Source organism: Rhizobium sp. BT04, from assembly GCF_030053135.1.
Classification (GTDB): domain Bacteria; phylum Pseudomonadota; class Alphaproteobacteria; order Rhizobiales; family Rhizobiaceae; genus Rhizobium; species Rhizobium binxianense.
The window spans coordinates 121,444-144,472 of record NZ_CP125648.1 but is presented as its reverse complement, the minus strand read 5'-3'; the positions used below and the strand labels follow the sequence as shown (position 1 = coordinate 144,472).

Annotated in this window: 22 protein-coding genes; 5 read left to right on the top strand and 17 right to left on the bottom strand. The window is 59.9% G+C overall.

Annotation, left to right across the window (positions count from 1 at the left end; all coding sequences use genetic code 11):
- Positions 1-25 precede the first annotated feature (25 nt).
- Positions 26-1,012, top strand: coding sequence for a 4-hydroxythreonine-4-phosphate dehydrogenase PdxA (gene pdxA / locus QMO82_RS01960; protein ID WP_183610231.1), 987 nt, complete (start codon positions 26-28; stop codon positions 1,010-1,012).
- Positions 1,013-1,065: 53 nt separating this feature from the next.
- Here the strand turns inward: pdxA and QMO82_RS01955 are convergent, their stop codons facing one another.
- The 10 genes from QMO82_RS01955 to QMO82_RS01910 all read right to left on the bottom strand — a co-directional run bounded on the left by QMO82_RS01955 (position 1,066) and on the right by QMO82_RS01910 (position 10,326).
- The gene (locus tag QMO82_RS01955) at positions 1,066-2,157 is read right to left on the bottom strand and encodes an acyltransferase (protein WP_183610111.1); all 1,092 of its coding nucleotides are present in this window, start codon (positions 2,155-2,157) and stop codon (positions 1,066-1,068) included.
- 135 nt (positions 2,158-2,292) lie between these two features.
- Positions 2,293-3,819, bottom strand: a complete 1,527-nt coding sequence (locus tag QMO82_RS01950) for a lipopolysaccharide biosynthesis protein (RefSeq protein ID WP_183610112.1) — start codon at positions 3,817-3,819, stop codon at positions 2,293-2,295.
- A gap of 20 nt (positions 3,820-3,839) precedes the next feature.
- Positions 3,840-4,925, bottom strand: a complete 1,086-nt coding sequence (locus QMO82_RS01945; protein ID WP_183610113.1) for a polysaccharide pyruvyl transferase family protein — start codon at positions 4,923-4,925, stop codon at positions 3,840-3,842.
- Positions 4,926-5,190: 265 nt separating this feature from the next.
- The gene (locus tag QMO82_RS01940) at positions 5,191-5,673 is read right to left on the bottom strand and encodes an RES family NAD+ phosphorylase (protein ID WP_183610114.1); all 483 of its coding nucleotides are present in this window, start codon (positions 5,671-5,673) and stop codon (positions 5,191-5,193) included.
- Positions 5,670-6,101 (bottom strand): antitoxin Xre-like helix-turn-helix domain-containing protein, encoded by a 432-nt coding sequence (locus tag QMO82_RS01935; protein ID WP_183610115.1) that lies wholly within the window; start codon positions 6,099-6,101, stop codon positions 5,670-5,672. Before QMO82_RS01935 ends, QMO82_RS01940 begins: the two co-directional genes overlap by 4 nt.
- Positions 6,102-6,256: 155 nt before the next feature.
- A complete protein-coding gene (locus QMO82_RS01930; RefSeq protein WP_183610116.1) occupies positions 6,257-7,027 on the bottom strand; it encodes an ABC transporter permease in 771 nt (256 codons plus the stop codon).
- The gene (locus QMO82_RS01925; protein ID WP_183610117.1) at positions 7,024-7,812 is read right to left on the bottom strand and encodes an ABC transporter ATP-binding protein; all 789 of its coding nucleotides are present in this window, start codon (positions 7,810-7,812) and stop codon (positions 7,024-7,026) included. The genes QMO82_RS01930 and QMO82_RS01925 overlap by 4 nt, the downstream gene beginning before the upstream one ends.
- Positions 7,813-7,820: 8 nt before the next feature.
- Positions 7,821-8,867, bottom strand: a complete 1,047-nt coding sequence (locus QMO82_RS01920) for an ABC transporter substrate-binding protein (RefSeq protein ID WP_183610118.1) — start codon at positions 8,865-8,867, stop codon at positions 7,821-7,823.
- Positions 8,868-8,917: 50 nt separating this feature from the next.
- Entirely contained in the window at positions 8,918-9,355 is a 438-nt protein-coding gene (locus tag QMO82_RS01915) for a VOC family protein (RefSeq protein WP_183610119.1), read from the bottom strand.
- Positions 9,356-9,462: 107 nt separating this feature from the next.
- Positions 9,463-10,326: an AraC family transcriptional regulator gene (locus tag QMO82_RS01910; protein WP_183610120.1), complete on the bottom strand. Its 864-nt coding sequence runs from the start codon at positions 10,324-10,326 to the stop codon at positions 9,463-9,465.
- A gap of 294 nt (positions 10,327-10,620) precedes the next feature.
- Here QMO82_RS01910 and QMO82_RS01905 point away from each other — a divergent pair, with 294 nt between their 5' ends.
- From QMO82_RS01905 to QMO82_RS01890, 4 genes are all read left to right on the top strand, one after another.
- Positions 10,621-11,631, top strand: coding sequence for a sugar ABC transporter substrate-binding protein (locus tag QMO82_RS01905; RefSeq protein WP_183610121.1), 1,011 nt, complete (start codon positions 10,621-10,623; stop codon positions 11,629-11,631).
- Positions 11,632-11,692: 61 nt separating this feature from the next.
- The gene (locus tag QMO82_RS01900; protein ID WP_183610122.1) at positions 11,693-13,243 is read left to right on the top strand and encodes a sugar ABC transporter ATP-binding protein; all 1,551 of its coding nucleotides are present in this window, start codon (positions 11,693-11,695) and stop codon (positions 13,241-13,243) included.
- Positions 13,233-14,252 (top strand): ABC transporter permease, encoded by a 1,020-nt coding sequence (locus QMO82_RS01895; RefSeq protein WP_183610123.1) that lies wholly within the window; start codon positions 13,233-13,235, stop codon positions 14,250-14,252. The genes QMO82_RS01900 and QMO82_RS01895 overlap by 11 nt, the downstream gene beginning before the upstream one ends.
- 2 nt (positions 14,253-14,254) lie before the next feature.
- A complete protein-coding gene (locus tag QMO82_RS01890; RefSeq protein ID WP_183610124.1) occupies positions 14,255-15,256 on the top strand; it encodes an ABC transporter permease in 1,002 nt (333 codons plus the stop codon).
- A 37-nt stretch (positions 15,257-15,293) separates the two neighbouring features.
- On the opposite strand, the gene glpK is transcribed toward QMO82_RS01890, so the two are convergent.
- The 7 genes from glpK to QMO82_RS01855 all read right to left on the bottom strand — a co-directional run bounded on the left by glpK (position 15,294) and on the right by QMO82_RS01855 (position 22,991).
- Positions 15,294-16,796 carry a glycerol kinase GlpK gene (gene glpK / locus QMO82_RS01885; RefSeq protein ID WP_183610125.1) on the bottom strand — a complete coding sequence of 501 codons (1,503 nt, stop codon included), beginning with the start codon at positions 16,794-16,796 and terminating at the stop codon, positions 15,294-15,296.
- 152 nt (positions 16,797-16,948) lie between these two features.
- Positions 16,949-18,673 carry an ABC transporter substrate-binding protein gene (locus QMO82_RS01880; protein ID WP_183610126.1) on the bottom strand — a complete coding sequence of 575 codons (1,725 nt, stop codon included), beginning with the start codon at positions 18,671-18,673 and terminating at the stop codon, positions 16,949-16,951.
- 80 nt (positions 18,674-18,753) lie between these two features.
- Positions 18,754-19,050 (bottom strand): DUF2160 domain-containing protein, encoded by a 297-nt coding sequence (locus QMO82_RS01875; RefSeq protein WP_018246653.1) that lies wholly within the window; start codon positions 19,048-19,050, stop codon positions 18,754-18,756.
- The gene (locus QMO82_RS01870; protein ID WP_183610127.1) at positions 19,050-19,961 is read right to left on the bottom strand and encodes a carbohydrate ABC transporter permease; all 912 of its coding nucleotides are present in this window, start codon (positions 19,959-19,961) and stop codon (positions 19,050-19,052) included. Before QMO82_RS01870 ends, QMO82_RS01875 begins: the two co-directional genes overlap by 1 nt.
- A 1-nt stretch (position 19,962) precedes the next feature.
- The gene (locus QMO82_RS01865) at positions 19,963-20,829 is read right to left on the bottom strand and encodes a carbohydrate ABC transporter permease (RefSeq protein WP_003552206.1); all 867 of its coding nucleotides are present in this window, start codon (positions 20,827-20,829) and stop codon (positions 19,963-19,965) included.
- A gap of 2 nt (positions 20,830-20,831) precedes the next feature.
- Positions 20,832-21,902, bottom strand: coding sequence for an ABC transporter ATP-binding protein (locus QMO82_RS01860; protein WP_183610128.1), 1,071 nt, complete (start codon positions 21,900-21,902; stop codon positions 20,832-20,834).
- 9 nt (positions 21,903-21,911) lie between these two features.
- Positions 21,912-22,991 (bottom strand): ABC transporter ATP-binding protein, encoded by a 1,080-nt coding sequence (locus QMO82_RS01855; protein ID WP_183610129.1) that lies wholly within the window; start codon positions 22,989-22,991, stop codon positions 21,912-21,914.
- Positions 22,992-23,029: the final 38 nt, after the last annotated feature.

The following is a 23,029-nucleotide window of genomic DNA, read 5'->3' as shown; positions in this document are numbered from 1 at the left end:
GCGGTTTTCAGAAGGGACTTTGATGATGGACAGGAATGCGATAGTCGCCGTGACGCTCGGTGATCCCTCTGGCGTCGGCCCCGAAGTGATCGTCAAGGCCTTGGCAGCCCTTCCAAGGGAAGAGCGCCGCGATTTCGTCATCGTCGGCAATGTCGAAGCGCTGGAGCGCGCCAACCGCGTCACCGGCGCCGGGCTGCGGTTCGGCCCTGCCGATGCACCCAGTGACGACAGGATCGCCGTCGACGAAGTCGCGCTCGGCGCGGCGCTGCCGGAAATCGGCAAGGTCAGCCCCGTCGCCGGCGATGCCTCGGTGCGCTATATCACCCGCGCCGTCGATCTCGCCATGTCTCATGAAGCCGATGTCATCGTCACCGCGCCGATCAACAAGGAAGCGATGAACCTCGCCGGCCATCACCATGACGGCCACACCGGGCTGCTCGCCCATCTCACCGGCTCGAAGAGCTCCTTCATGCTGCTCGCCTCCGAGCGGCTGAACACCATCCACGTCTCCACCCATATTTCGCTGAAGGGCGCGATCGAGCGCGCCAAGACCGAGCGGGTGCTTGCCACCATCGAAGCCGGCCACGGGCACTTCCTGCGGCTCGGCCGCAAGGCGCGCATCGCCGTCGCCGGCCTCAATCCGCATTGCGGCGAAAACGGCCTGTTCGGCACCGAGGACATGGAATTCCTGGCGCCCGCCGTCGAGCAAGCGCAGGCAAAAGGCATCGACGTTGTCGGACCGATCTCGGCCGATACGGTGTTTGCCCGCGCCTATAACGGCTCCTTCGATCTCGTCATCGCCCAATATCACGACCAGGGCCATATCCCGATCAAGCTCGTCGCCTTCGAGACCGCGGTCAACGTCTCGCTCGGCCTGCCGATCGACCGTGTCTCGGTCGATCACGGCACCGCCTTCGACATCGCCGGCACCGGCAAGGCCAACCACGTCAACATGCTGTCGGCCATCGCCTATGCCCGGCTGATGGCCCGCTCGCCGCGGCAGAGGGTGTGACGGTACGACAATCATTGCACCCCCATCATTTGATGTGGGGCGGAGTTTGCGCATTATCGAGCTGGCCGAGTCTGCATGGCCATGGTTCTGTCGAGGAGACGAGCCGTTACATAAGCGAAACATACGACGGCACTCAGAAGCACGAAGAAGGCGAGAGGGCCATTCAATCCAATCCACCCCGCGACTGGCTTGAAAACACCGATCACACCTCGGTGCAGGATGTAGACGGGGTAGGAGATATACCCGACCCACGTTGCCCACGCCTCTGCCTTTGCCGGCATCTCCAGAAAGAGGCCAAGCATCACGATGAGCGGCGCCAGGGCCGTCGCGAACATCAAATCATAGTAAGGCCGCAGCAGGAGAGGAACCGGCGCGGCAATACAAATCATCAGAAGAAGGCACGGCACGATGGCCGCCCAACCCTTCCTCCAGGCGGGCATGCCACCGAATAGACGGCTGATCACGACCCCTGCAGTGAATGAAAACATCACCCTTGGGAGACCACCCACCGCTGAAGGCCACTCCCAGCCGATATTCAACATACCGTAGTGAAGACCCACAAAAACCAAAAGCGCAGCCGAAACCAACGCAACTCCGCAAAGGGCGCGGATGGAGAGCCGGAAAAGCCATAGCGCGAAGACAATATTCACCAACAATTCCCAGAACATCGACCATGCCGGGCCATTGATTGGAAACATCCCCTGCATCGGCTTCGTCTGCAGGAAATACATCGGGCTGGGCAGAAAAACCCCGTTGACCACGGTCGACACCAGCAAGTCGATGGCACTTTGATCTCTCAGACCCCAGCCTGTTAACAATATGATCTGAACGAGGCCGACCAAAATTCCGATCAAATAGAGCGGATAGAGACGCTTGATTCGAGCCGTCATAAACCCCTGGAATGGCAGACCACGCGAAAGCCGTTTTCCATAAATCTCCGCGATAATGAACCCGCTGAGAACGAAGAAAAAATCGACTGCCAGATAGGCCGATGGAGCATATCGTTCCTGGAAATGGGTAGCGACGACACAGATAGCGGCAAACCCACGCATTGCATCCAGAGAATAGTAACGGCTGCGGTCGGGAATCGAGACGCCAGCGTCGTCAATCGTCGATGGCGAATAACCGCGGTCGAGACTGGTCATCTGATGGATTATCCTCTTTCGCTTGCGTCTGAGTGGCGTTTAGACGCGGTGGGGAAAGTGACGCCGTGCCGACTTACTGCTTTAAGTATCAATCGGCTCGACCGCAACGCAGGTCGCTGCGGAGGAGCACCGATATCACGATTGTTGTGTCACAGGTTCGACAGGCGCGTCCCTATTGGTTTTGCGCTGCCGCACCTGCTTTATGCTGCCGATCAAGACATTGAGACGCGACCTGCACAGAACAAAGATCAGGCAGCAATATGCAATTCCGCCTGCAACGATTTCCACAGCCAAACGTGGATAAGGCGACCAATGAATGAGCGTTTCATGCAGGAGCAAAACCACAGCGACCATTCCTGCACAAGCCAGGCTGGGCCGAAGAAACTGCCTGAGATAGGCTCCGACACTCAGCTCTATATGTCGCGACACCTTCCAGCTGGTGATCGGCCAAAACAGCAGAACTTCGATCATAATTGCGAAAACAACTGTTGTGACGCCATAGGGATAAAGCACTGCGATCGTCACCAGCGTCAGGAGATTTCGGGCCAGCTGGTAGTAAAACCACCAATCCATCTCCCCCTGGCTCTTGATCAAGGATGCCTGCACGTAGCCGATCCCAGCCATCAACCCGATAACGCAGTAGAACCGGACCGGCCAGACGGCCTCGATCCAGTGCGCACCGAAAATGGTCGTGATCGCATCATCGGCAACTGCGGCAAGGCCAATGAATACGGGGTAGGAAACCAGAGCGCAACCAAACGTTGCCATCAGAAAGGCTTCTCGAACTTTCTTCGGATCGGACCGCAATGAGGACAGCAAGACGTGGGTGACAGATGTTAAGCCCCCGGCGATGACGTTGTTGATCATATCAAACAAACGCTTCGAGAAATTATAAATACCGAGTGCCGACGGGCTTAGGAGCACACCGATGATCAAGTTGTCCAAGCTCATCGTCTGCAAAAACCGAGTGCCGGATGCAAAAAAGCCGTAGTGCAGGAGGTCCTTCAGGCTTTCTCTCTTCACGTGAAGTCCGGGCGACCACCCTGCACCCCAGAAAGCAGCGCCGCATGATGCCGCCGTGGCCGCGATCTGTGCAATCGCAAGCGCCCACAGGCCGAAGCCTGCGAGAACCAAAACAAGGCAAATGCAACCCGATGTGATCGTGGCGATAACAGTCCGGACAGCGACCAGATGGAATGACATCTTCCTGTTAACGATCGCGTTCGGAACGATAGCGGTGAAGTCGAAGAACACCTTCAGTCCCATGATGTAGATAAGGGACGTGACTTCCTTGTGCCCCACATATGCGGCGATTGGCGAGGCGGCGATACACAAGACTCCGTAGACCAAAAATGAGAAAGCAAGCGACAACAGGAATATCGTATCCAGATGGCTTCGCCTTATTTCGGATCGTTGTATGATTGCTTCGCCAAATGCAGTCGGTCCAAAACTGCCGGCAAACGACACGATGCTGAATGACAGCGCGACGAGACCGAAATCCTGAGGCTGGAGGACTCGAGACGTCACCACGAAAACTGCGAAGGTGAGGACCGTCGGAATAAGCGTACTCATCGCCGACCAGAAGGCACCGGTTACAGCTGCCGCGGATCGGTTCTTGTTGACATGGCTGAATAGAATATCATCGTCTCGTGCAACCGACAAAACTGAGCTCCTACTGCGAATCAAACTATCGAGGGATGAGGTACGAGATCTCTAGCAGGTAGGCTGTGGCTTAGATCCATGGGTATACTTGACCTGTACCAAGTTCCGTTCATCTCATACGGAAGGCGGGACATTGCCGCTAAAAGCTCACTGGCATTCGTTGCTTTCTCCACCAGAGGGGTGTCGCCAGCCCAGCTGCTGACGATGTCGTGCAGCTTACTTCCGTTTCTCGCAACCGCGACATGTGGCTTGTTGAGCAAAAGACAGAGGATATGACCATGCAGACGGTTGGTGATGATCCGCTGCGCGCCGGACAGCATCTTCACGCCATAGTCGACATATCGGGCGGCGACATCCTCGCGATGTTGGGCCACCATTTCGGCGCGGCTGAAGCCACGCCGCATTGCGGCCTTGACAACACTCGACTTGCGCATGCGCGACAAGCCATCCGGACCGTTAGTCCAATTGGTGAGGGGGCCGTCAACGATCGCTCGCGCTTCGGCGATATCAACGTCGTCCTCTCCAGAAGGCTGCATGACGTATAGTACCCTGAGAGGATCGGCTTCGAATGGTTTAGGCAGCTCAATGCCGAATGCCGTGTCCGGGCCACCCTCGATATCGCAATCGAAGTTGGCTTTTGCCAGCTCGTAACTCTGCTCGTCGCGCGTCATCAAGAAATATTTGCGATGCCTTCCAATCGTGCGCTTCGCGTACTCCTTAAGTGACTCATTGGCGAAATCGATGGTTTGAGGCATCTGAATTATAGTTCGATCCGGATATCTGCAGGCCAGACGATAGCGAATATCATCTCTGCCGGTCCGGCCGTCTCCGAAGGTTGACCACCCGCAAATGAATATTGGAGCGTCGCCCGGAGTGGATTTTACTTCGTCAATACTTTCGGGAGAGCTGCCGGCAAGCACGGGCAGGCGCCCTGTTATACCGTACAATACATTAACCAACCCCAACCAACTTGCGTGGTGACCGGGATCTTTAGTGGATGGAAAATCCATTATAATGTATGGCTGCCCTCTACTAACAAATTTCCTTACCGATCTAATCAACTTTTCTTGCTGTCGCCGTATTACAACTTCGCCCAGATGATACATATATTCTACTTGCATTTTCAAAATTAGATTAGCAATTACATGTCCAAGTTTTAGAAGTCAATTGGACTGCCGTGCGTCATAGCTACGCACCAAATTTACCCTAGTTTTTAACGTAAATGATGATGGCGAGGTTCGGGCCTTGCCGGCTCCGGGCGATTGCAGCATTCGGAGGAAGCGCAGAAGCATGACAAGCTCGTCGTGCCTGGCTGGCGGCGAAGTCAGCCGCCGGGAGCTGGCCTGCATTATCCGCGGGAAATTGAGCTCGTCAGACGCCGAACAGACGGCGATCCCAGAAGACGGGTTGGTGAAGGCTGACCGCGATCGAGGGGAATTCCGGGTGGGCCGGGTTGATCAATATGTTGTTGTCGACGCGGGCGACGACGCTTGGCACCAGCAGGATGGCGCTGCGCTTCTCCTGGCACCAGCGTTCGCCGAAGGCCTTGCTGACAACAGCCGGCATGCTGTCCCAGCCGGGCAGCGCGGGCTCGGAGAACACCTCGTAACTTAGCCCATGCGGTATGGTGATCGTGACATAGTGCTGGTTGGGCGGCAGCCGCCCGCTGCCATGGACGAGCTTTTCCAGCAGCGCCGTCGAATAGTGCTCGCTCGTATAGATCATCGGGCTGCCCGATGTGTTCCACCGTCCCGGCGCGATGGTCGAGCCGGTGGCGTCGAAGATCGGATAGTTTCCCTGGGGATCGCCGATGCGGACGGATGTCAGCGTACGGTCGAGATGCTGTGCGCTCACGCAGCGCTGCCGTATTTCAGGCTTCCAAGGATATCGAGCACCAACTCGCCGCCGATCTCGCTCTGGATGACCACATCGATCGGCCGCCGGTCCTCCAGCATCGCATGCGGGCGAAACAGGAAATCGCGTGCCTCGGCCTCGCTCTGCCAGACATCGAGCGCCAAGCCCCAGACGCGTGCAAGACGGGCGAGCTTTATGCCCTCGTCGGAAGAGAGCCGATGCTTGGACTTACGCCGCTCATAGGTGGCCTTCGGAACGAGGCGGTATTTGAACTGGGCGTCGCTAGGCGCCAGCAGCAGCGCCATGCGGTCAAGCGCCTTGACCGGCAGGCCTTCCTCGATGCTGGAGAGCAGGCCGAAGGCCGAGCGTGACGCCGGCTCCCTGGCGGGCAGCCCGAGAACATCGGCGATGACAGCAAATCCCATCATGGTCATGGATCCTTTTCACTTGAGGTTATATTTAGCCTCAAGTGAGCCGATGTTCAATAGCGCTTGCGGTTCTCTTCGGTAGCAGCGATTGCCCCGGGCGCCGGAGACCTCTAGATTTTCCAAAGGCACACATGTGCTGCCCGCATTGAACGCTTTCAGTTGCGCGCCGGCTGCAGCCGACGGAAGATCCGCTCGATCTGGGCGACAGCGGCAAAAAAGACGATGCCGGAGAAAGAGGCGAGCACGACGGCGGCAAAGAGCCTTTCCGCCTGATAGTTGAAGGTCGACTGGATGATGACAGCGCCCAGCCCCTGGTTCGAGCCGATCCACTCCCCGACGATCGCGCCAATCACACAGGTGGTTGCCGAAATGCGAAGCGATGCAAAGAGCAAGGGGGCGGATCGTGGGGCGCGCAGGCGCCAGAACGTCTCCCACCCGCTCGCCGAAAGCACATGCATCAGGTCAAGCTCGCTTGCAGTCGCCAGATTAAGGCCCCGGGCCGTATTCACGAGGGTTGGGAAAAAGCAGATGAGAGCGGCGATGATGACCTTTGGCAGCATGCCGAGGCCGAAGATGAGGATGATGATCGGCGCAAGCGCCAGCACGGGGATGGTGTTGAAGAGCAGGACAACGGGAAAATAGGCGGCCTGGAACCGCGGATTATAGACAAAGGCAACCGCCAGGATCACGGCGAGACTGTTGCCCAGGAGGAAGCCGAGGCCCGCCTCAGCCCATGTCGGGGCGGCGTTCGACAGCAGGAAGCGCCATTCGATGCCAAGCGTGCGCAGGATCGCCAGCGGCGTTGGAACGATATAACTGGGAATACCGAGAGCCGGCACCAGCCATTGCCAGGCAAGGAGCAGCGAAAGGGCGCCGATAACGGGAAGGCCGACCGCCTCGGAGAGTGACAACGGACGATGCGTCATGCAGCCGAACTCCCCTGCTGCAGCAATTGGCGCAGATGGGCTGCGGTCTCCTGAACATCGAGGCTCTCGCGCCGACAGAGGCCGCGCTCGTCTTTCAGCGGTGCAAGGTCGATCAGTGCCTGAACGCGGCCCGGATTGGCCGCGAGGACCAGCACACGTTCGCCGAGATAGATCGCCTCGATGACGCTGTGGGTCACGAACAGGATGGTCGTGCCGGTTCGGCGCCAGACGTCCAGAAGCTCGTCGTTCAGACGTTCGCGGGTGATCTCGTCGAGCGCACCGAAGGGCTCGTCCATGAGCAGGATATCCGGCTCGCATTGAAGCGCACGCGCAATGGCGACGCGCTGGCGCTGGCCCCCGGACAATTGATGCGGATAGCGGTCGGCCAGATGCGACAGGCCGACCAGCTCGATCCAGTGGTCGGGCCGCGGATCGACCGATCGCGTGACGCTCTTCTTCCCCACCTGCAGCGGCAGCGCGACATTCTCCCTCACGGTCCGCCAGGGCAGCAGCGTTGCGTCCTGGAAGACGAAGGCGACTTCGCGCCGCCGGCGCGCCTCCGAGGCTGTCCTGCCGAGCACCGACAACCGCCCGTCAAGCGGCGGAAGAAGGTCCGCCACCGCACGCAGCAAGGTCGACTTGCCGCAGCCGGAAGGACCGAGAATGGTCAGAAATTCGCCCCTGCCGACGCTGAGGTCGACGCCGGACAGAATGCGGGTCGTCTCGACAGCGCCGGCATAGCCGATAGCCAGATCCTTGGTTTCGATGGCCGCTGCTTCAGGCAAATCCGCTCTCACGCAATCTTCGGACGGTCGCCCGCCGTCATGTCGAGTATTTCAGTCGTATAGCAATCCTCCAGCTTCGGCGCACCGCTCTTGAATTGGCCGATCTTGTCGTAGACGGAAATCTGCTCGGCAAGAGCGACCGGATCGAAGCTGCCCCAGCCATCCTTACCGGTCGCCGCGTCAAAGCTCAGCGACAGGATGCGCGGCACCGTCTTCAGCTCCACGGCAAGATCGAGCTGCGGATAGGCCTCCACCGTCAATTTGACTGCCTCTTCTGGATGTTCATGCGTCCAGGCCCAGCCCTTGGCGACGGCACGCAGCACCTTTGCCAGCGTCTCGGCATGGCCGGTCACGGCATCGTCGGTGGCAAAGTAGACGTTGGCGTAGGACGGCAGACCCGTGTCCTTCATCATCAGATCGATGCGATCGGGGCCGATGATGGAAAGAGCCTGGGTGTTGGTGATCCATCCGGTCACGGCATCGACCTGGCCTGTCATCAGCGGCGTCATGTCGAAGCCGATATTGGTGATGGTCAGGCTCGACGGATCGATATCGTTCTTCAACAGGATGGCATCGAGCACGTAACGGGCCGTCGGCTGGATGCCGATGCGCTTGCCGACCATGTCCTTGACGGTGCGGATCGGCGCCTTGGGCAGCGAATAGAAGGCGAAGGGCGCCATGCGGAAACCGCAGGCGAAGATCTTGATCGGCACGCCGGATGCGCGGGCAAGAAGAAGCTGTGCCGAATCCGAGAACTGGCCGAGCTGCGCATCACCCGTGATCACGGGCGGCACCGTTGCCGAATTGGGACCGCCAGGGGAAAACTCGACGTCGAGACCCTCGGCCTCGAACAGGCCTTGTTTGACTGCGACGATATCGCCGATCTGTCCGTTGCTCATCAACCAGTCGTATTTGATGACGACCTTGGATGCGGCGGCATTCGAGTGACGCGGCACGAAGACGCTGATCCCTGCCGTCGCTGCAGCAAGGGCAAAGGCTCCGCCCTTCAGGACGGTACGCCTGCCGACCACGATTTGTTTGTCATCCCCGTTCATTTGCTTGTCTTTCCCCTTGTTGGATTGTTGGAGGACCGCCGGTGCGCTCGCTATTGCGGGCCGATGTCACCGATCGGGCCGCCTGCGGACCACGCATAGATTTCCCAGAGATTGTCGTCAGGATCGGCGAAATAGACGCATCGCGCGTTCCAGACATAGTCCTGCGGCGGCGCGTGGAAGAGCACGCCCGCAGCTTTCAGCTCCGCATAGGCAGCATCGACCTGCTCTGGCGAGGCGAGCTCGATGGCGGCGCAGACCTTGTGCGCACCTGGAGGCGCACGGCGGCTTGAGACACCGGTATTCTCGGCGATATGCTCGATCTCCCACAGCGCCAGCGTCACGCCCGCCCCTTTGAAATCGGCAAAGCCGGGAGCCCGGCGGCGCGGCTTGAACCCAAGCCGCTCGACATAGAAGGCCGATGCTTTGTCGATATCCTCGACCAAAAAGCAAATGTCGGTAATGGGATTGGTTTGGGCAAAAGCGGTCATATCGGCCTCCTGATGGGAAAAGCCTCGCAGACCGCAGCCTCAAGAGATTTCAAATTCGTGCGGTTGTCTTTCGCAAAGCTGCTGATCTGTCATCGGCAAGAACCGGCTCAAAGACGGACCGAACGCTGGTATTCCTTCGGTGTCGCCCCCATCAGACGGCGAAAGACGCTGGAGAAATGCGCCTGGCTGGAAAAGCCTGTGGCATAAGCGATGTTTGCAAGCGTCTCCTTGCCATCGGCGAGGTAAAGTCGCGCCCGCTCGATCCTGCGTTCGAGAACGAAGCGATGCGGCGCCATGCCGGCCGCCCGTTTGAATTCCCGGCTGAAGTGAAAGGGGCTCATATGGGCCACCCCGGCCAGTTCCTCGATATTCAGATCGGATTTGCCAAGCAGGTTCTCGATGTAATCGATCACACGCCGGAGATTGTCCGATGTCAGCGGACGATCGCTGACTTCAGGTTTGGCGCCCAGCAGTTTTACAACGCAACAGGCAAGCGCCATCCCCAGATGCTGCATCAAAAGCGGGTCGTCGCGCCCGGTCTTCTCGGCGGCAAATGCAAGGGAGAGCGCGACCTGCAGCGTTGTTGGATCAGTCGTCGCGCTGAGCGCGTCGCTATCCCAATGCTCGGGATCGAAGCGAGAGCCGCCAATGCCGCTGTAGAGCGCAGGCGACTGGAAGATCGAGATATAATCCGCCGCATCGCCATCGACTTCAAGGACGGTGGCGGCCGGTTGAAATCCCAGGGTGAACGGCGGCCTCTCAACTCTACGGAACGCCCCGCTTCCAAGCCGATAGGCGTATTTGCCGTGCGCCGTGCGGTTGATCGAAATTCTATGAAGGGAGCCCCTCGAAACCATTTGCCCCGAGGCGCTGCGATAGGTCTCGACGATCATGTCGCGTTGGACGAAGGCCTTGTAGCCCCCGAGGGATGGCCGGCTTATTGAGAAAATCTGCGGGTCGATATCGGGCATTGTTCATTCTCCCTGGCAGGGAGAAGCAAGTTGCGCGCCAAGTGGAAACCGAACTTCGCGCTAGATATCAGTGTCGTGGGATAAAACCCGACAGCGCAATATCAAATCGCGTTATACCGCTGCTGCCGTGCCGAACGACACCACGCCGAGCAGGCGGCATCATGCGCAAGAATTATGCAGCGAATGAGCTCCGCTCACTCTTTTTCACTGGAGATCGTCTTTTTGGAAATTCGTTTCTCCCCATTCTTATTAGTCTACCTAATTTATAGATATACATCAATTTGGAGAGCGGTAATGAGCATCGAAAAGTCCGAAAACGGTCTCGGAAGACGAGATCTGCTGAAATTGTCCGCAGCGGCCGGGGTCGCCGTCGCCGGTGCTTCGCTCATCGGGCAGAAGCCGGTTTTTGCAGCCGAAGAGCTGTCGCTGAAAGGCAAGCGCATCGCCATCAGCGCCACCGGCACCGATCACTTCTTCGACCTGCAGGCCTATAATGCCCAGATCGAAGAGGTAAAACGCCTCGGCGGCGAGCCGATCGCCGTCGATGCCGGCCGCAATGACGGCAAGCTCGTTTCACAATTGCAGACGCTGATCGCCCAGAAGCCGGATGCGATCGTTCAGATCCTCGGCACGCTCAGCGTCATCGATCCGTGGCTGAAGAAAGCGCGCGATGCCGGGATTCCCGTTCTCACTGTCGACGTCGGCTCGACCAACTCGATCAACAACACCACCTCCGACAATTGGGGGATCGGCAAGGATCTGGCGCTGCAGCTCGTCTCCGATATCGGCGGCGAAGGCAATATCGTCGTCTTCAACGGCTTCTACGGCGTGACCCCCTGCGCGATCCGCTACGACCAGCTGGTCAATGTCGTCAAATATTTCCCGAAGGTGAAGATCCTCCAGCCGGAACTGCGCGACGTCATCCCGAACACCGTGCAGGACGCCTTCACGCAGATCACGGCCATCCTCAACAAATATCCGGAAAAGGGTTCGATCAAGGCAATCTGGTCGGCCTGGGACATTCCGCAGCTCGGCGCGACCCAGGCGCTGACGGCTGCCGGACGGACCGAGATCCGCACTTACGGCGTCGACGGCAGCCCGGAAGTATTGCAGCTCATCGCCGATCCGAATTCGCCGGCCGGCGCCGATGTCGCGCAGCAGCCGGCGGAAATCGGCCGCACCGCCATTCGCAACGTCGCCAAGCTGCTCGCCGGCCAGATACTGCCGCGCGAGACCTATGTTTCGGCCCTGCTCGCCAACAAGACCAATGTCGGCGAAGTCACCAAGAAACTCGGCATCGGCTGACACGGAACACGAGCGATCCGGCCCTGACCGGATCGCTCGGAATATACCCGGAGAGATCGACATGACGGCCATTTCGTTGAAGCAGGCGGTGACGACAGGCAACGACATCGTCCGCTTCGAAGGCATCGTCAAGCATTTCGGCGGGGCGCAGGCGCTTGCTGGTGCGTCGCTGCTCGTCAAGCGCGGCACCGTCCACGGTCTCGTCGGCCAGAACGGCGCCGGCAAGTCGACGCTGATCAAGCTGCTCGCCGGTCTTCACCAGCCGGATGCCGGCCGGATCGAGATCGAAGGGCAAACTTTCGACAGGCTGACACCGCATCTTGCCGAAGAGCTCGGCATCCACTTCATTCACCAGGACCGGCTGCTGGTGCCGACCTTCACCGTCGGCGAAGCCCTGTTCCTCGGCCGTGAACCGCGGATATCGGGCACGCCGTTCCTGGACCGGCGGCTGATGCAGCGGCGCGCATCCGACATTCTCAACGACTATTTTGGTATCCGCTTGCCGAACAGCGCGTTGATCGGCGAATTGTCGACCGCCGAAAAGCAGATCGTGCAAATCACCCGCGCCCTCCTCAACCAGCCGAAAGTGCTCGTCTTCGACGAGCCGACCGCCGCCTTGGTGCGCCGCGAGGCCGATATCCTCTTCCGGTTGATCCGCCGCCTGCGCGACGAGGGCGTCACCATTATTTATATCTCGCATTACCTGAACGAAATCGAAGAGCTCTGCGACCACGTCACCGTGCTGCGCAATGGGCTCGACGTGGCATCTCTGCCGATCAGGGAGACGTCGGCCGGTGCGATTGCGCGGCTGATGGTCGAACGCGACATCAAGGAGATGTTTCCGAAGCCGCAGGTGACGCCGGGCGAGGAAATCCTTAAGGTCGAGCAGCTGTCGGCGCCGGGGAAATACAGCGACATCAGTTTCACGCTTCGCCGCGGCGAGGTGCTCGGCCTCACCGGCCTGCTCGGCTCCGGTGCCAAGGAGCTGGTCCGCACTCTCTTCGGGCTTGAGACCCCGGCGTCCGGCCGTATCGAGATCGGCGGCAAGACTGCCCGTTTCACCAATCCGACGCAGGCGACTGGGCGCGAGATCGCGCTGGTGCCGGAAGATCGGCGACGCCACGGCGTTGCGCTTGAACTCAGCGTCGCGGAAAATATCAGCCTTTCGAGCTTGAGCCGTTTCACGCGTTTCGGCTTTCTCAATCGCAAACGCGAACAAAGCGAAGTCGATGCGCTGATTAAGCGACTTCAGGTGAAAACCAACGGGCGGGATGCGTTGCTGCGCACGCTTTCGGGCGGCAATCAGCAGAAAGTGGCGATCGCCAAATGGCTCAGCCGTCATTCCGAGATTTATCTCCTCGACGAGCCGACGGTCGGGGTCGATATCGGCTCCAAGGTCGAGATCTATACGCTGATCGGCGAACTGGCGGAGCGTGGCGCCGGCGTCATCGTGCTGTCGTCGGATCTGCCCGAACTCATTGGCATCACCGATCGCATCCTGGTGCTCTTCCGCGGCCATGTGGTGCGGGAATTCTTATCGCCGGAGACCACGGCCGATGCCGTGCTGGCTCAATCGACAGGATCATCCGAGGGACAGCGCCATGTCGGCTGAGGTAGAATTCGCCCCTTCCGGTTTTTCCTCTGCGGAACCGCCTCCGCGACCAACCGGCAATATTGCGGCTAGGGCATTGCGCTTCGGATCGCTGATCGCATTTGCCGCGATCCTGATCATCTTCTCGCTGACCGCACCCTATTTCCTCAACATCGGCAATATCGGCAACGTGCTCGGCCAATCGGCGATCTCAGGCGTGCTTGCCATCGGACTGACGGTCGTGCTGATCGCCGGCGGCTCCAATGTCGTCACCGGCGGCATCGACCTATCGCTCGCGGCCAATATGGGCCTCAGCGCCGCCGTCTATGCGAGCCTGACGCAACTCGGCTACGGCGATGCGACGGCAATCGCAGCGGCGATCCTGACCGGCGCGCTGATCGGCATGGTCAATGCCGTTGCCGTGGTGTTTGCCGGCATCGTTCCACTGCTCGCCACGCTTGCCGTCATGAACGTCGTTGCCGGCCTGGAACTGGTGCTGACCGGCAATACCGTCCTGCCGGCATCCACACCTTTCCTCTCGGCCCTTTCGGCCTCCGATCCTTTCGGCATTCCTGTTCTTGCCTACGTGCTCCTCGGCTTCACGGCGATTGCAGCGGCGATCGTCCAGTACACGCCGCTCGGCCTGCGCCTTTATGCGGTCGGCGAGTTTCCGGATGCGGCGCGCGCCGCCGGCCTGCCGCTTCGCCGCCTGCTGGCTGGCGCCTTCATCGCCAGCGGCCTCTCCGGCGGCATTGCCGGTATCCTCTCCGTTTCCTATCTGAGCGGCAGCACGACCGGTTCCGGCGAGATGCTGCTGCCCGTCGTCGTGACGGCCCTGCTCGGCTCGGTCTTTTCGCGCCGGCTGGTTCCGACTGTCACCGGCACACTGCTTTCGGCTCTTCTGGTCGGCTTCCTCACCAACGGCTTCCAGCTTCTGAACATTTCGAGCACGCTGGTCAGCGGCGTCCAGGGTGTGCTCATCCTCATCGTCGTTTCCGCGACCACGCTATTGCGCCGGCAGGAGGCCTGACCATGTCGCTCCAGACCCCCTCCTCCGTCACCATCCGCTTGCCGCGCCTTATCGCCGGCAGCCTGGTGCGCTACGGGCTGATGCTGGCACTGATTGCAGTGTTCGCGATCTTTTCCGCTGTCACGCCGACATTCCTGACGCTGGCAAACCTGCAGAGCATTCTCGTCAATAATTTCACGCTGCTTGCCATCGTCTCCATCGCCATGACCTTCGCCGTCGCGTCGGGCGGTATCGATCTTTCTGTGGGAACGGCGGTGGATTTTGCCAGCTTCGCCTTCGTTTCGCTCGTCCTTGCCGGGCAGCCGGTGGCACTCGCAGCACTTGCCGGTCTCGCCGCCGGCGCGCTGGTCGGCGCCTTCAACGCCCTGCTGATCTCTGGGATCGGCGTCTCCCCGTTTCTTGCGACGCTCGGCACGCTGTTCATCGGCCGCAGCATCCAGCAACTTTTGACCAATGGCGGTAATCCGGTCTATCTGCCGCCGAACGGCGTGCCGGAAGCCTTCCGTTTTCTCGGCCACGGCACGATCGCCGGCTTTCCGGTACCGCTGGCCGTTGCCATCATCGTCATCGCGGCCGCCACCGTTGTTTTTGCCCGTACGCGTTTCGGCCGCGTCATTCTGTCGATCGGCATCCAGCCGGGCGTCGTGCGCTATTCCGGTATCGCCTCGCGCACGCATATTGCGGCGACCTTCATCCTGGTCGGGTTGATCGCGGCCGCCGCCGGCCTGATCCTGACCGCGACCGTCACCACCTACATCCCCTCCTCCGGCAATGCCTTCCTGCTGAATGCCATCGGCGCAACCTTCATCGGCACGACGCTGAGCCCGCTCGGCCGGCCGAATGTCGGCGGAACCGCTCTCGGCGTACTGCTGCTCAGCATCGTTGCCAACGGGCTGCTGCTGACCGATCTGAACTTCTACTGGCAGCAGGTCGGCACGGGAACGCTGATCTTCGCCGTCCTGGCATTGAGCTTCATCAACAGAAAAGCCGCCGCCGGCGCATGAGGGAAACCGCCATTGCCGCCGTACTCGGCGAAGCTGCTTACCCCGCCGAGGCGTCCGAAATCATCCGGGATACGGCATTCTTCCAGCCGATGATCTTGGACTGCCGCTCAGTCTCCTCCATCGAAGGGCTGAAGCGGCGGTCGCAGGTCCAGGCTTGCGCGAAATCCTTCCTGCCTCGCCAGATGCCGGCTTTCGAGCCGGCAAGCCATGCCGCGCCGAGCGCCGTCGTCTCGCGTATTGCTGAGCGATCGACGGGCGCATCCGTTATGTCGGCTAGGCACTGCATCGTCCAATCCGATGACGCCATGCCGCCATCGACCCGCAGCACCGTTTCCAGCTGGTTGGCGCCCCAATCCTTCTTCATCGCCACCAGAAGGTCGAGCGTCTGGTAGGCGACGGATTCGAGCACCGCGCGGGCGAATTCCGCCGGCCCGCTGTTTCGCGTCAGACCGAAGATCGCGCCGCGCGCGGCCGGATCCCAATAGGGCGCGCCGAGGCCGGTGAAAGCCGGAACGATATAGACCTGTTGTCCGGGATCGGCCTTGGCCGCAAGCATCCCCGCCTCCGACGCCTGGCCGATAATACCGAGGCCGTCGCGCAGCCATTGCACGGCGGCACCGGCGATGAAGATCGAGCCTTCGAGCGCATAGGTCGTCTCGCCGTCGAGCCGGTAGGCAATCGTCGTCAGCATCCGGTTGGAGGAGGAAACACGATCCCTGCCGGTGTTCAGCAGGGCAAAGCAGCCGGTGCCGTAAGTGGATTTCATCATGCCGGGCTCGAAGCAGGCATTGCCCATCGCCGCCGCCTGCTGATCGCCGGCAACGCCGAGGATCGGAAGCTCCTCACCGAACAGCGCTTTGTCGACGCGGCCGAAATCATCGGCGCACTCCCTGACCTCGGGAAGCATCGCAGAGGGAATGCCGAGAATGCCGAGAAGCTCCTCGTCCCACGCACCATCATCGATATTGTAGAGCAGCGTTCGCGACGCATTGGTCGCGTCGGTGGCATGCACGCGCCCGCCCGTCAGATTGTAGATCACCCAGCTGTCGATCGTGCCGAAGCAGACGCCGCCCGCCTCCGCCTTCTCACGCAGGCCATCGACATTGTCGAGCAGCCAGCGCAGCTTGGTTCCGGAGAAATAGGGGTCGAGCAACAGCCCGGTCTTGGCGCTGAACAGCTTCTCATAGCCGTCCGCCTTCAGGCTCTCGCACATTTCCGCGGTGCGCCTGTCCTGCCAGACGATCGCGCGGTGAAGCGGTGTGCCGGACTTGCGATCCCAAACGACCACCGTCTCCCGCTGGTTGGTGATGCCGATGGCGGTGATGTCGGTGGCATCGAGACCGGCATCGGCAATCGCCTTACGCACCGTGTCGACGACAGACTGCCAGATCTCAGTGGCATCATGCTCCACCCATCCGGGCTGCGGATAATATTGGGTGATCTCCTGCTGCGCCGAGGCGACCATCTTCATGTCGCCATCGAAGATGATCGCGCGCGACGACGTCGTGCCCTGGTCGATCGAAAGAATGTAGCCGCTCATGTCCGGTCTCCGGCTCGCACGAAACCGGCCCCTGTCGCCGGACGGCAGGGCGCGGACGTTTCATGAAAGAAAGATTGTGGGTGCCACCGGCTTACTGCCGGTGGCAGGAAGTGACGGCCGGAAGCCCGTGTGGGCTTCCGGCCGGGTCCGCCTTACTTCGACTGCCAGCTCTTGACGAGTTCGTCGTAGTTGACCGTGACCGGCTTTTCCTTCTCGTTCTCGATCTTCAGCTGCGGCGCAAGGTTGCCCTTCTTCACCGCATCGGCGTTCCAATAAGCGAGATCATGCTCTTCGGCCAGTTTCGGGCCGATATCGCCCTGGACGCCCGATTTCTCGATACGCCCCATGACCTTCTCCTGCTCGCCGCAAAGAGAATCCATGGCTTCCTGCGGTGTCTTGGCGCCAGCAGCAGCGTCACCGATAGCCTGCCACCAAAGCTGAGCCAGCTTCGGATAGTCGGGAACGTTGGTGCCGGTTGGCGACCACTGAACGCGGGCCGGCGAACGATAGAACTCGATCAGACCGCCGAGCTTCGGAGCACGCTCCGTAAAGCTCTTGTCGCGAATGGTGGATTCGCGGATGAAGGTGAGACCGAGCTGGCTCTTCTTCACATCGACCGTCTTGGAGGTCACGAACTGTGCATAGAGCCAGGCAGCTTTCGCACGGTCCGTCGGGGTCGATTTCATCAGCGTCCACGAGCCGACGTCCTGATAACCAAGCTTCATGCCGTCTTTCCAGTAAACGCCATGCGGGCTCGGTGCCATGCGCCATTTCGGCGTGCCGTCCTCATTCATAACAGGCAGGCCAGGCTTAACCATGTCTGCGGTAAACGCCGTGTACCAGAAGATCTGCTGCGCGACATTCCCCTGTGCCGGCACCGGACCGGATTCCGAGAAGGTCATGCCCTGAGCTTCCGGCGGGGCGTACGCCTTCAACCAATCGAGATACTTCTGGATCGAATAGACCGATGCCGGGCCGTTGGTATCGCCGCCACGCGCGGTGCACGAACCGACGGGACGCGACTTCTCGTCGACCTTGATACCCCATTCGTCGACCGGAAGACCGTTCGGCAGGCCCTTGTCGCCGTTGCCGGCCATCGACAGCCAGGCATCGGTGAAGCGCCAGCCGAGCGACGGGTCCTTCTTGCCGTAGTCCATGTGGCCGAAGACCTTCTTGCCGTTCACGTCACGGCCGGTAAAGAATTCGGCAATGTCCTCGTAGGCCGACCAGTTGACCGGAACGCCGAGATCGTAGCCGTATTTCGCCTTGAAATCGGCCTTGTTCTTCTCGTCATTGAACCAGTCGTAGCGGAACCAGTAGAGGTTGGCGAACTGCTGGTCGGGAAGCTGGTAGAGCTTCTTGTCAGGCGCGGTCGTGAACTTGGTGCCGATGAAGTCGTCGATATCGAGGCCGGGGTTGGTAACGTCCTTGCCTTCGCCGGCCATCCAGTCGGTCAGGTTGCGCACCTGCTGATAGCGCCAGTGGGTACCGATCAAATCGGAGTCGTTGACCCAGCCGTCATAAAGGTTCTGCCCGGTCTGCATCTGTGTCTGGATCTTCTCGACAACGTCACCCTCTTGAATGACGTCGTGCGTGACCTTGATGCCGGTGATCGCAGTAAAAGCCGGAGCCAGAACCTCGGACTCATACTTGTGAGTGGTCAAGGTTTCCGAAACAACCTTGATGTCCATACCCTGGAAAGGCTTCGCCGCATCGACGAACCATTGCATTTCCTTTTCCTGGTCGGCGCGAGAGAGCGTCGACACGCCGCCGATCTCTTTGTCCAGAAAAGTCTTTGCCTCGTCCATGCCGGCATAGGCCGACCCGGTCATGGCCAGCAGCACCGCTGCTGTCGTCGTCAATAAATGCCTTCGCATGATATCCTCCCAGGGTTTGCGATTGCAGTCTTCACGTCTCAGGCGACCAGAAAAAACCCGGCCGTCTGCATCAACTTGCCTCACACGTAACGGAATACGCCGACGGCGTAGACAACGGAGAGAGCGAGAGCCCACCAGAGGCTTGATCCAGCGAGACCAAGCCAGGCAAGATGGATAAAGGCGCTGCCGAGCAGCGAAAGGAAAAGCCGATCACCGCGCGTCGTCTCGAAGCGCAGGATTCCGATCCGCGGGTTGCCGCCCGGCACGGCATACTCCCAGACCCCCATGCCGATCAGCAGCAATGCGATAACGATGAAGAACGCGGCCGTCGGCCAGGTCCATGCCATCCATGAAAAATCGGGAAGCGAAAAGCCCATCAAACCCTCCCCAGGGCGAAGCCCTTGGCGATGTAATTGCGCACAAACCAGATCACCAGCGCCCCTGGGATCAAGGTCAGAACACCCGCGGCGGCGAGCAAGCCCCAATCCATGCCGGATGCGGAGACGGTACGGGTCATGGTGGCAGCGATCGGCTTCGCGTCGGTCGTCGTCAGCGTTCGTGCGATCAGCAACTCGACCCAAGAGAACATGAAGCAGAAGAAGCAGGCGACGCCTATGCCGCTCGCAATCAGCGGCGTGAAGATCTTCAGGAAAAATCGTGGGAACGAATAGCCATCGATATAGGCCGTTTCGTCGATTTCCTTCGGCACGCCGGACATGAAGCCTTCAAGGATCCAGACCGCAAGCGGCACGTTGAAGAGGCAATGCGCCAATGCCACGGCGATGTGCGTATCGATCAGTCCAAAGGCTGAGTAGAGCTGGAAGAACGGCAGGGCAAAAACCGCCGGCGGCGCCATCCGGTTCGTCAGCAACCAGAAGAAAAGATGCTTGTCACCAAGGAACCGATAACGAGAAAAGGCATAGGCCGCCGGCAGCGCGGCTGCCACCGAGATCACCATGTTGATCACGACATAGGTGATTGAATTGATGTAGCCGGAATACCAGGCCTTCTCCGTGAAGATCGTCACGTAATTGGCGATCGTCGGGTTATGAGGATAAAGCGTCAGAGAATTGACGATTTCCGCATTGGTCTTGAAGCTCATATTGACGAGCCAGTAGATCGGCAGCAGGAGCACGATGATATAGATCGTCGGAACCAGCCACCACCAGCGCGATTCCTCGCCGCGCCGGCGCATCAGATGGCTGACTTCATCGGAGGAGAGACCGCTTGCGACACTGGTAACGGCTGAGATTTTTCGGCTCGCTGTCGTTTCGTTGGAGGCGCTCATTTCAATTCTCCGCGTCGTGGCTTGTCATGACGGTGTAGAACACCCACGAAAGCAGCAGGATGATCAGGAAATAGATCAGCGACATGGCAGCGGCCGGACCGAGGTCAAACTGTCCGAGGGCGGTCTTGACCAGATCGATCGACAGGAAGGTGGTCGCGTTGCCGGGACCGCCGCCCGTGACGACAAACGGTTCGGTGTAGATCATGAAACTATCCATGAAACGCAGCAGCACGGCGATCAGCAGAACGCGTTTCATCTTTGGCAGCTGGATATAGCGGAATACGGCCCAACGAGACGCACCGTCGATCTTGGCTGCCTGATAGAAAGCATCCGGAATGGAAACGAGGCCTGCATAGCAGAGCAAGACGACTAGGCTCGTCCAGTGCCAAACGTCCATGATGATGATCGTCACCCAGGCGTCGAGCGGATCCTGCACATAGTTGTAATCGATGCCGATGGCATTGAGGGAGTAGCCGAACAAACCAATGTCGTTGCGGCCGAACACCTGCCAGATCGTGCCGACAACGTTCCACGGGATCAGCAGTGGTAGCGCCATCAGAACCAGGCACACCGGCACGCCGATGCCCGATTTCGGCATGTTGAGCGCAATGAAGATACCGAGCGGGATCTCAAGAGCGAGAATGATCAACGAAAAAATTAGATTTCGCTGCAGGGCGGCCCAGAAACGGTCGGAATGCAGGATTTCGGTAAACCAGTCCGTTCCGTTCCAGAAGAACTGGTTGTTTCCGAAAGTGTCCTGAACGGAATAGTTCACAACCGTCATCAAGGGAATGACGGCCGAGAATGCCACCAGCACGAGGACCGGCAGGACCAGAAACCACGCTTTGTTGTTCCAGGTTTTTTCCATGATCAAGCCTCCGGTCCGGCGCGCCAAGAGTCGGCATAGATACTGATACCCGATGGCTCGAAGGTCACCCGGGGATCAGCCGGAATGTCCCCGTCTTCAGGGACGACGATCGCGATCGGCTGGCCGGCAAACTGCGCGCGGACGATCTTCTGCCGGCCGATATCTTCCACCTTGCTGACGGTCACAGGCATGCCCTCGCGGCCGACCCGGATAAACTCGGGCCGGATTCCTAGCTCTACCTTGGCCGCTGCCGAAGTCTTTGGCGCATAGTCGAGCGTCAGAGCGTGCTCGCCGACCCGAACCGTGCGGCCTTCCACCTTGGCTGGCATGAAGTTCATGCCTGGAGACCCGATGAAGTAGCCGACGAAGGTATGGCTCGGACGCTCGAAGAGCTCGGCCGGCGTGCCGATCTGCACGATCTCGCCATCGTACATCACCACGACTTTGTCGGCGAAGGTCAGCGCCTCCGTCTGGTCATGCGTGACATAGACCATCGTAAAACCGAACTGCTTATGCAGCCGCTTCAGCTGCGATCGCAGCACCCATTTCATATGCGGGTCGATAACGGTGAGCGGCTCGTCGAAGAGAATCGCGTTCACATCCGAGCGCACGAGGCCGCGGCCAAGCGAAATCTTCTGCTTTTGGTCCGCCGTCAAACCGCGCGCGCGACGCTTAGCCCAGTCTGCAAGATCGATCATCTCCAATATTTCGCGGACACGACGATCAACATCAGGCTCCGCGACTCCGCGGTTGCGCAAGGGGAAAGCCAGATTGTCATAGACGGTCATCGTGTCGTAGATCACCGGAAACTGGAATACCTGCGCAATATTTCGCTGCTGCGTCGGCAGGTGCGTAACATCCTGTCCGTCGAAGAGAATTCGCCCTTCGGACGGCTGAATAAGGCCGGAAATGATATTGAGCAGCGAGGTCTTTCCGCAGCCTGAAGGCCCGAGCAGCGCATAGGCGCCGCCATCGTTCCACTCGTGGTGCACTTCCTTGAGAGCGTAGTCCTTCTCGCTCTTCGGGTTCGGTCCATAGGCATGTCTGATATGATCGAGGGTGATACGTGCCATGATCTTCTCCTAGCCCCTCTGCCTGGCAGTGGTGATCGCCCGGCCGTCCGCGCCGAACGCCATCAGGTGGCGCGTATCGATGAAAACGGAGAGATCCGTGTCCGGGTCGATATTGTGGATGCCGTGCGCAAGCATCACCCAGCGGGTGTCGGCAAATTGCAGATGCACGAAACTTTCCGACCCCGTGATCTCCGAAATCTGTGTCCGAGCTGTCAGCCGCGCCGAATCAGCCGTCTGGGGGGTTGGTGCAAGATGATGCGGGTGAAACGCGATCGTTGCCGGCCCGTCCGGCACGTTCTGAAGATGCGGCGGCACGGCAAAAATCAAAGCGCCGTCGCGCAGGAAATTGCCTGCCGATTTGATGAGATCAATAAAATTCAGCGGCGGATCGGCAAAGGTTTTCGCCGTCGTCAGATCGAGCGGTTTGCGATAGACCTCGATCGTCGGGCCGAACTGCGTGATCCGGCCCTCGTTGAGCGTCGCCGTATTGCCGCCCAGCAACAAGGCTTCGGAGGGTTCCGTCGTGGCATAGACGAAGATCGCGCCGGACTGGGCGAAGATGCGCGGCAATTCCTGCCGCAGTTCCTCGCGCAGCTTGTAGTCGAGATTGGCGAGCGGCTCGTCCATCAGCACCAGGCTGGCATTCTTGACGAGGGCGCGGGCCAGTGCCGTGCGCTGCTGCTGGCCGCCGGACAGATTGAGCGGCGTGCGGTCGAGATAGGGCGTGAGCTTCAGAAGCTCGGCCGCCTTGCGCACGTCACGGTCGATCGTCGCGGCATCCTTGCCCGATATGCGCATCGGCGAGGCGATGTTCTCATACACGGTCAGCGCCGGATAATTGATGAACTGCTGGTAGACCATGGCGACGTTGCGCTTCTGCACCGGCATGCCGGTGACATCGGCGCCGTCGAAATGAACGGAGCCGCCTGTGGGACGATCAAGGCCGGCCATCAGCCGCATCAGCGACGTCTTGCCAGACAGCGTCGGCCCGAGCAGGACGTTCAGCGTGCCGCGCTCGAGAACCAGATCGGTCGGATAGATATGATAGTCCGCCCCCACCATCTTGGCGGCGTTTCGCAGTTCCAGCATTCCGATTCCCGTGCCTCCACGCAGCGGGGACCACACGC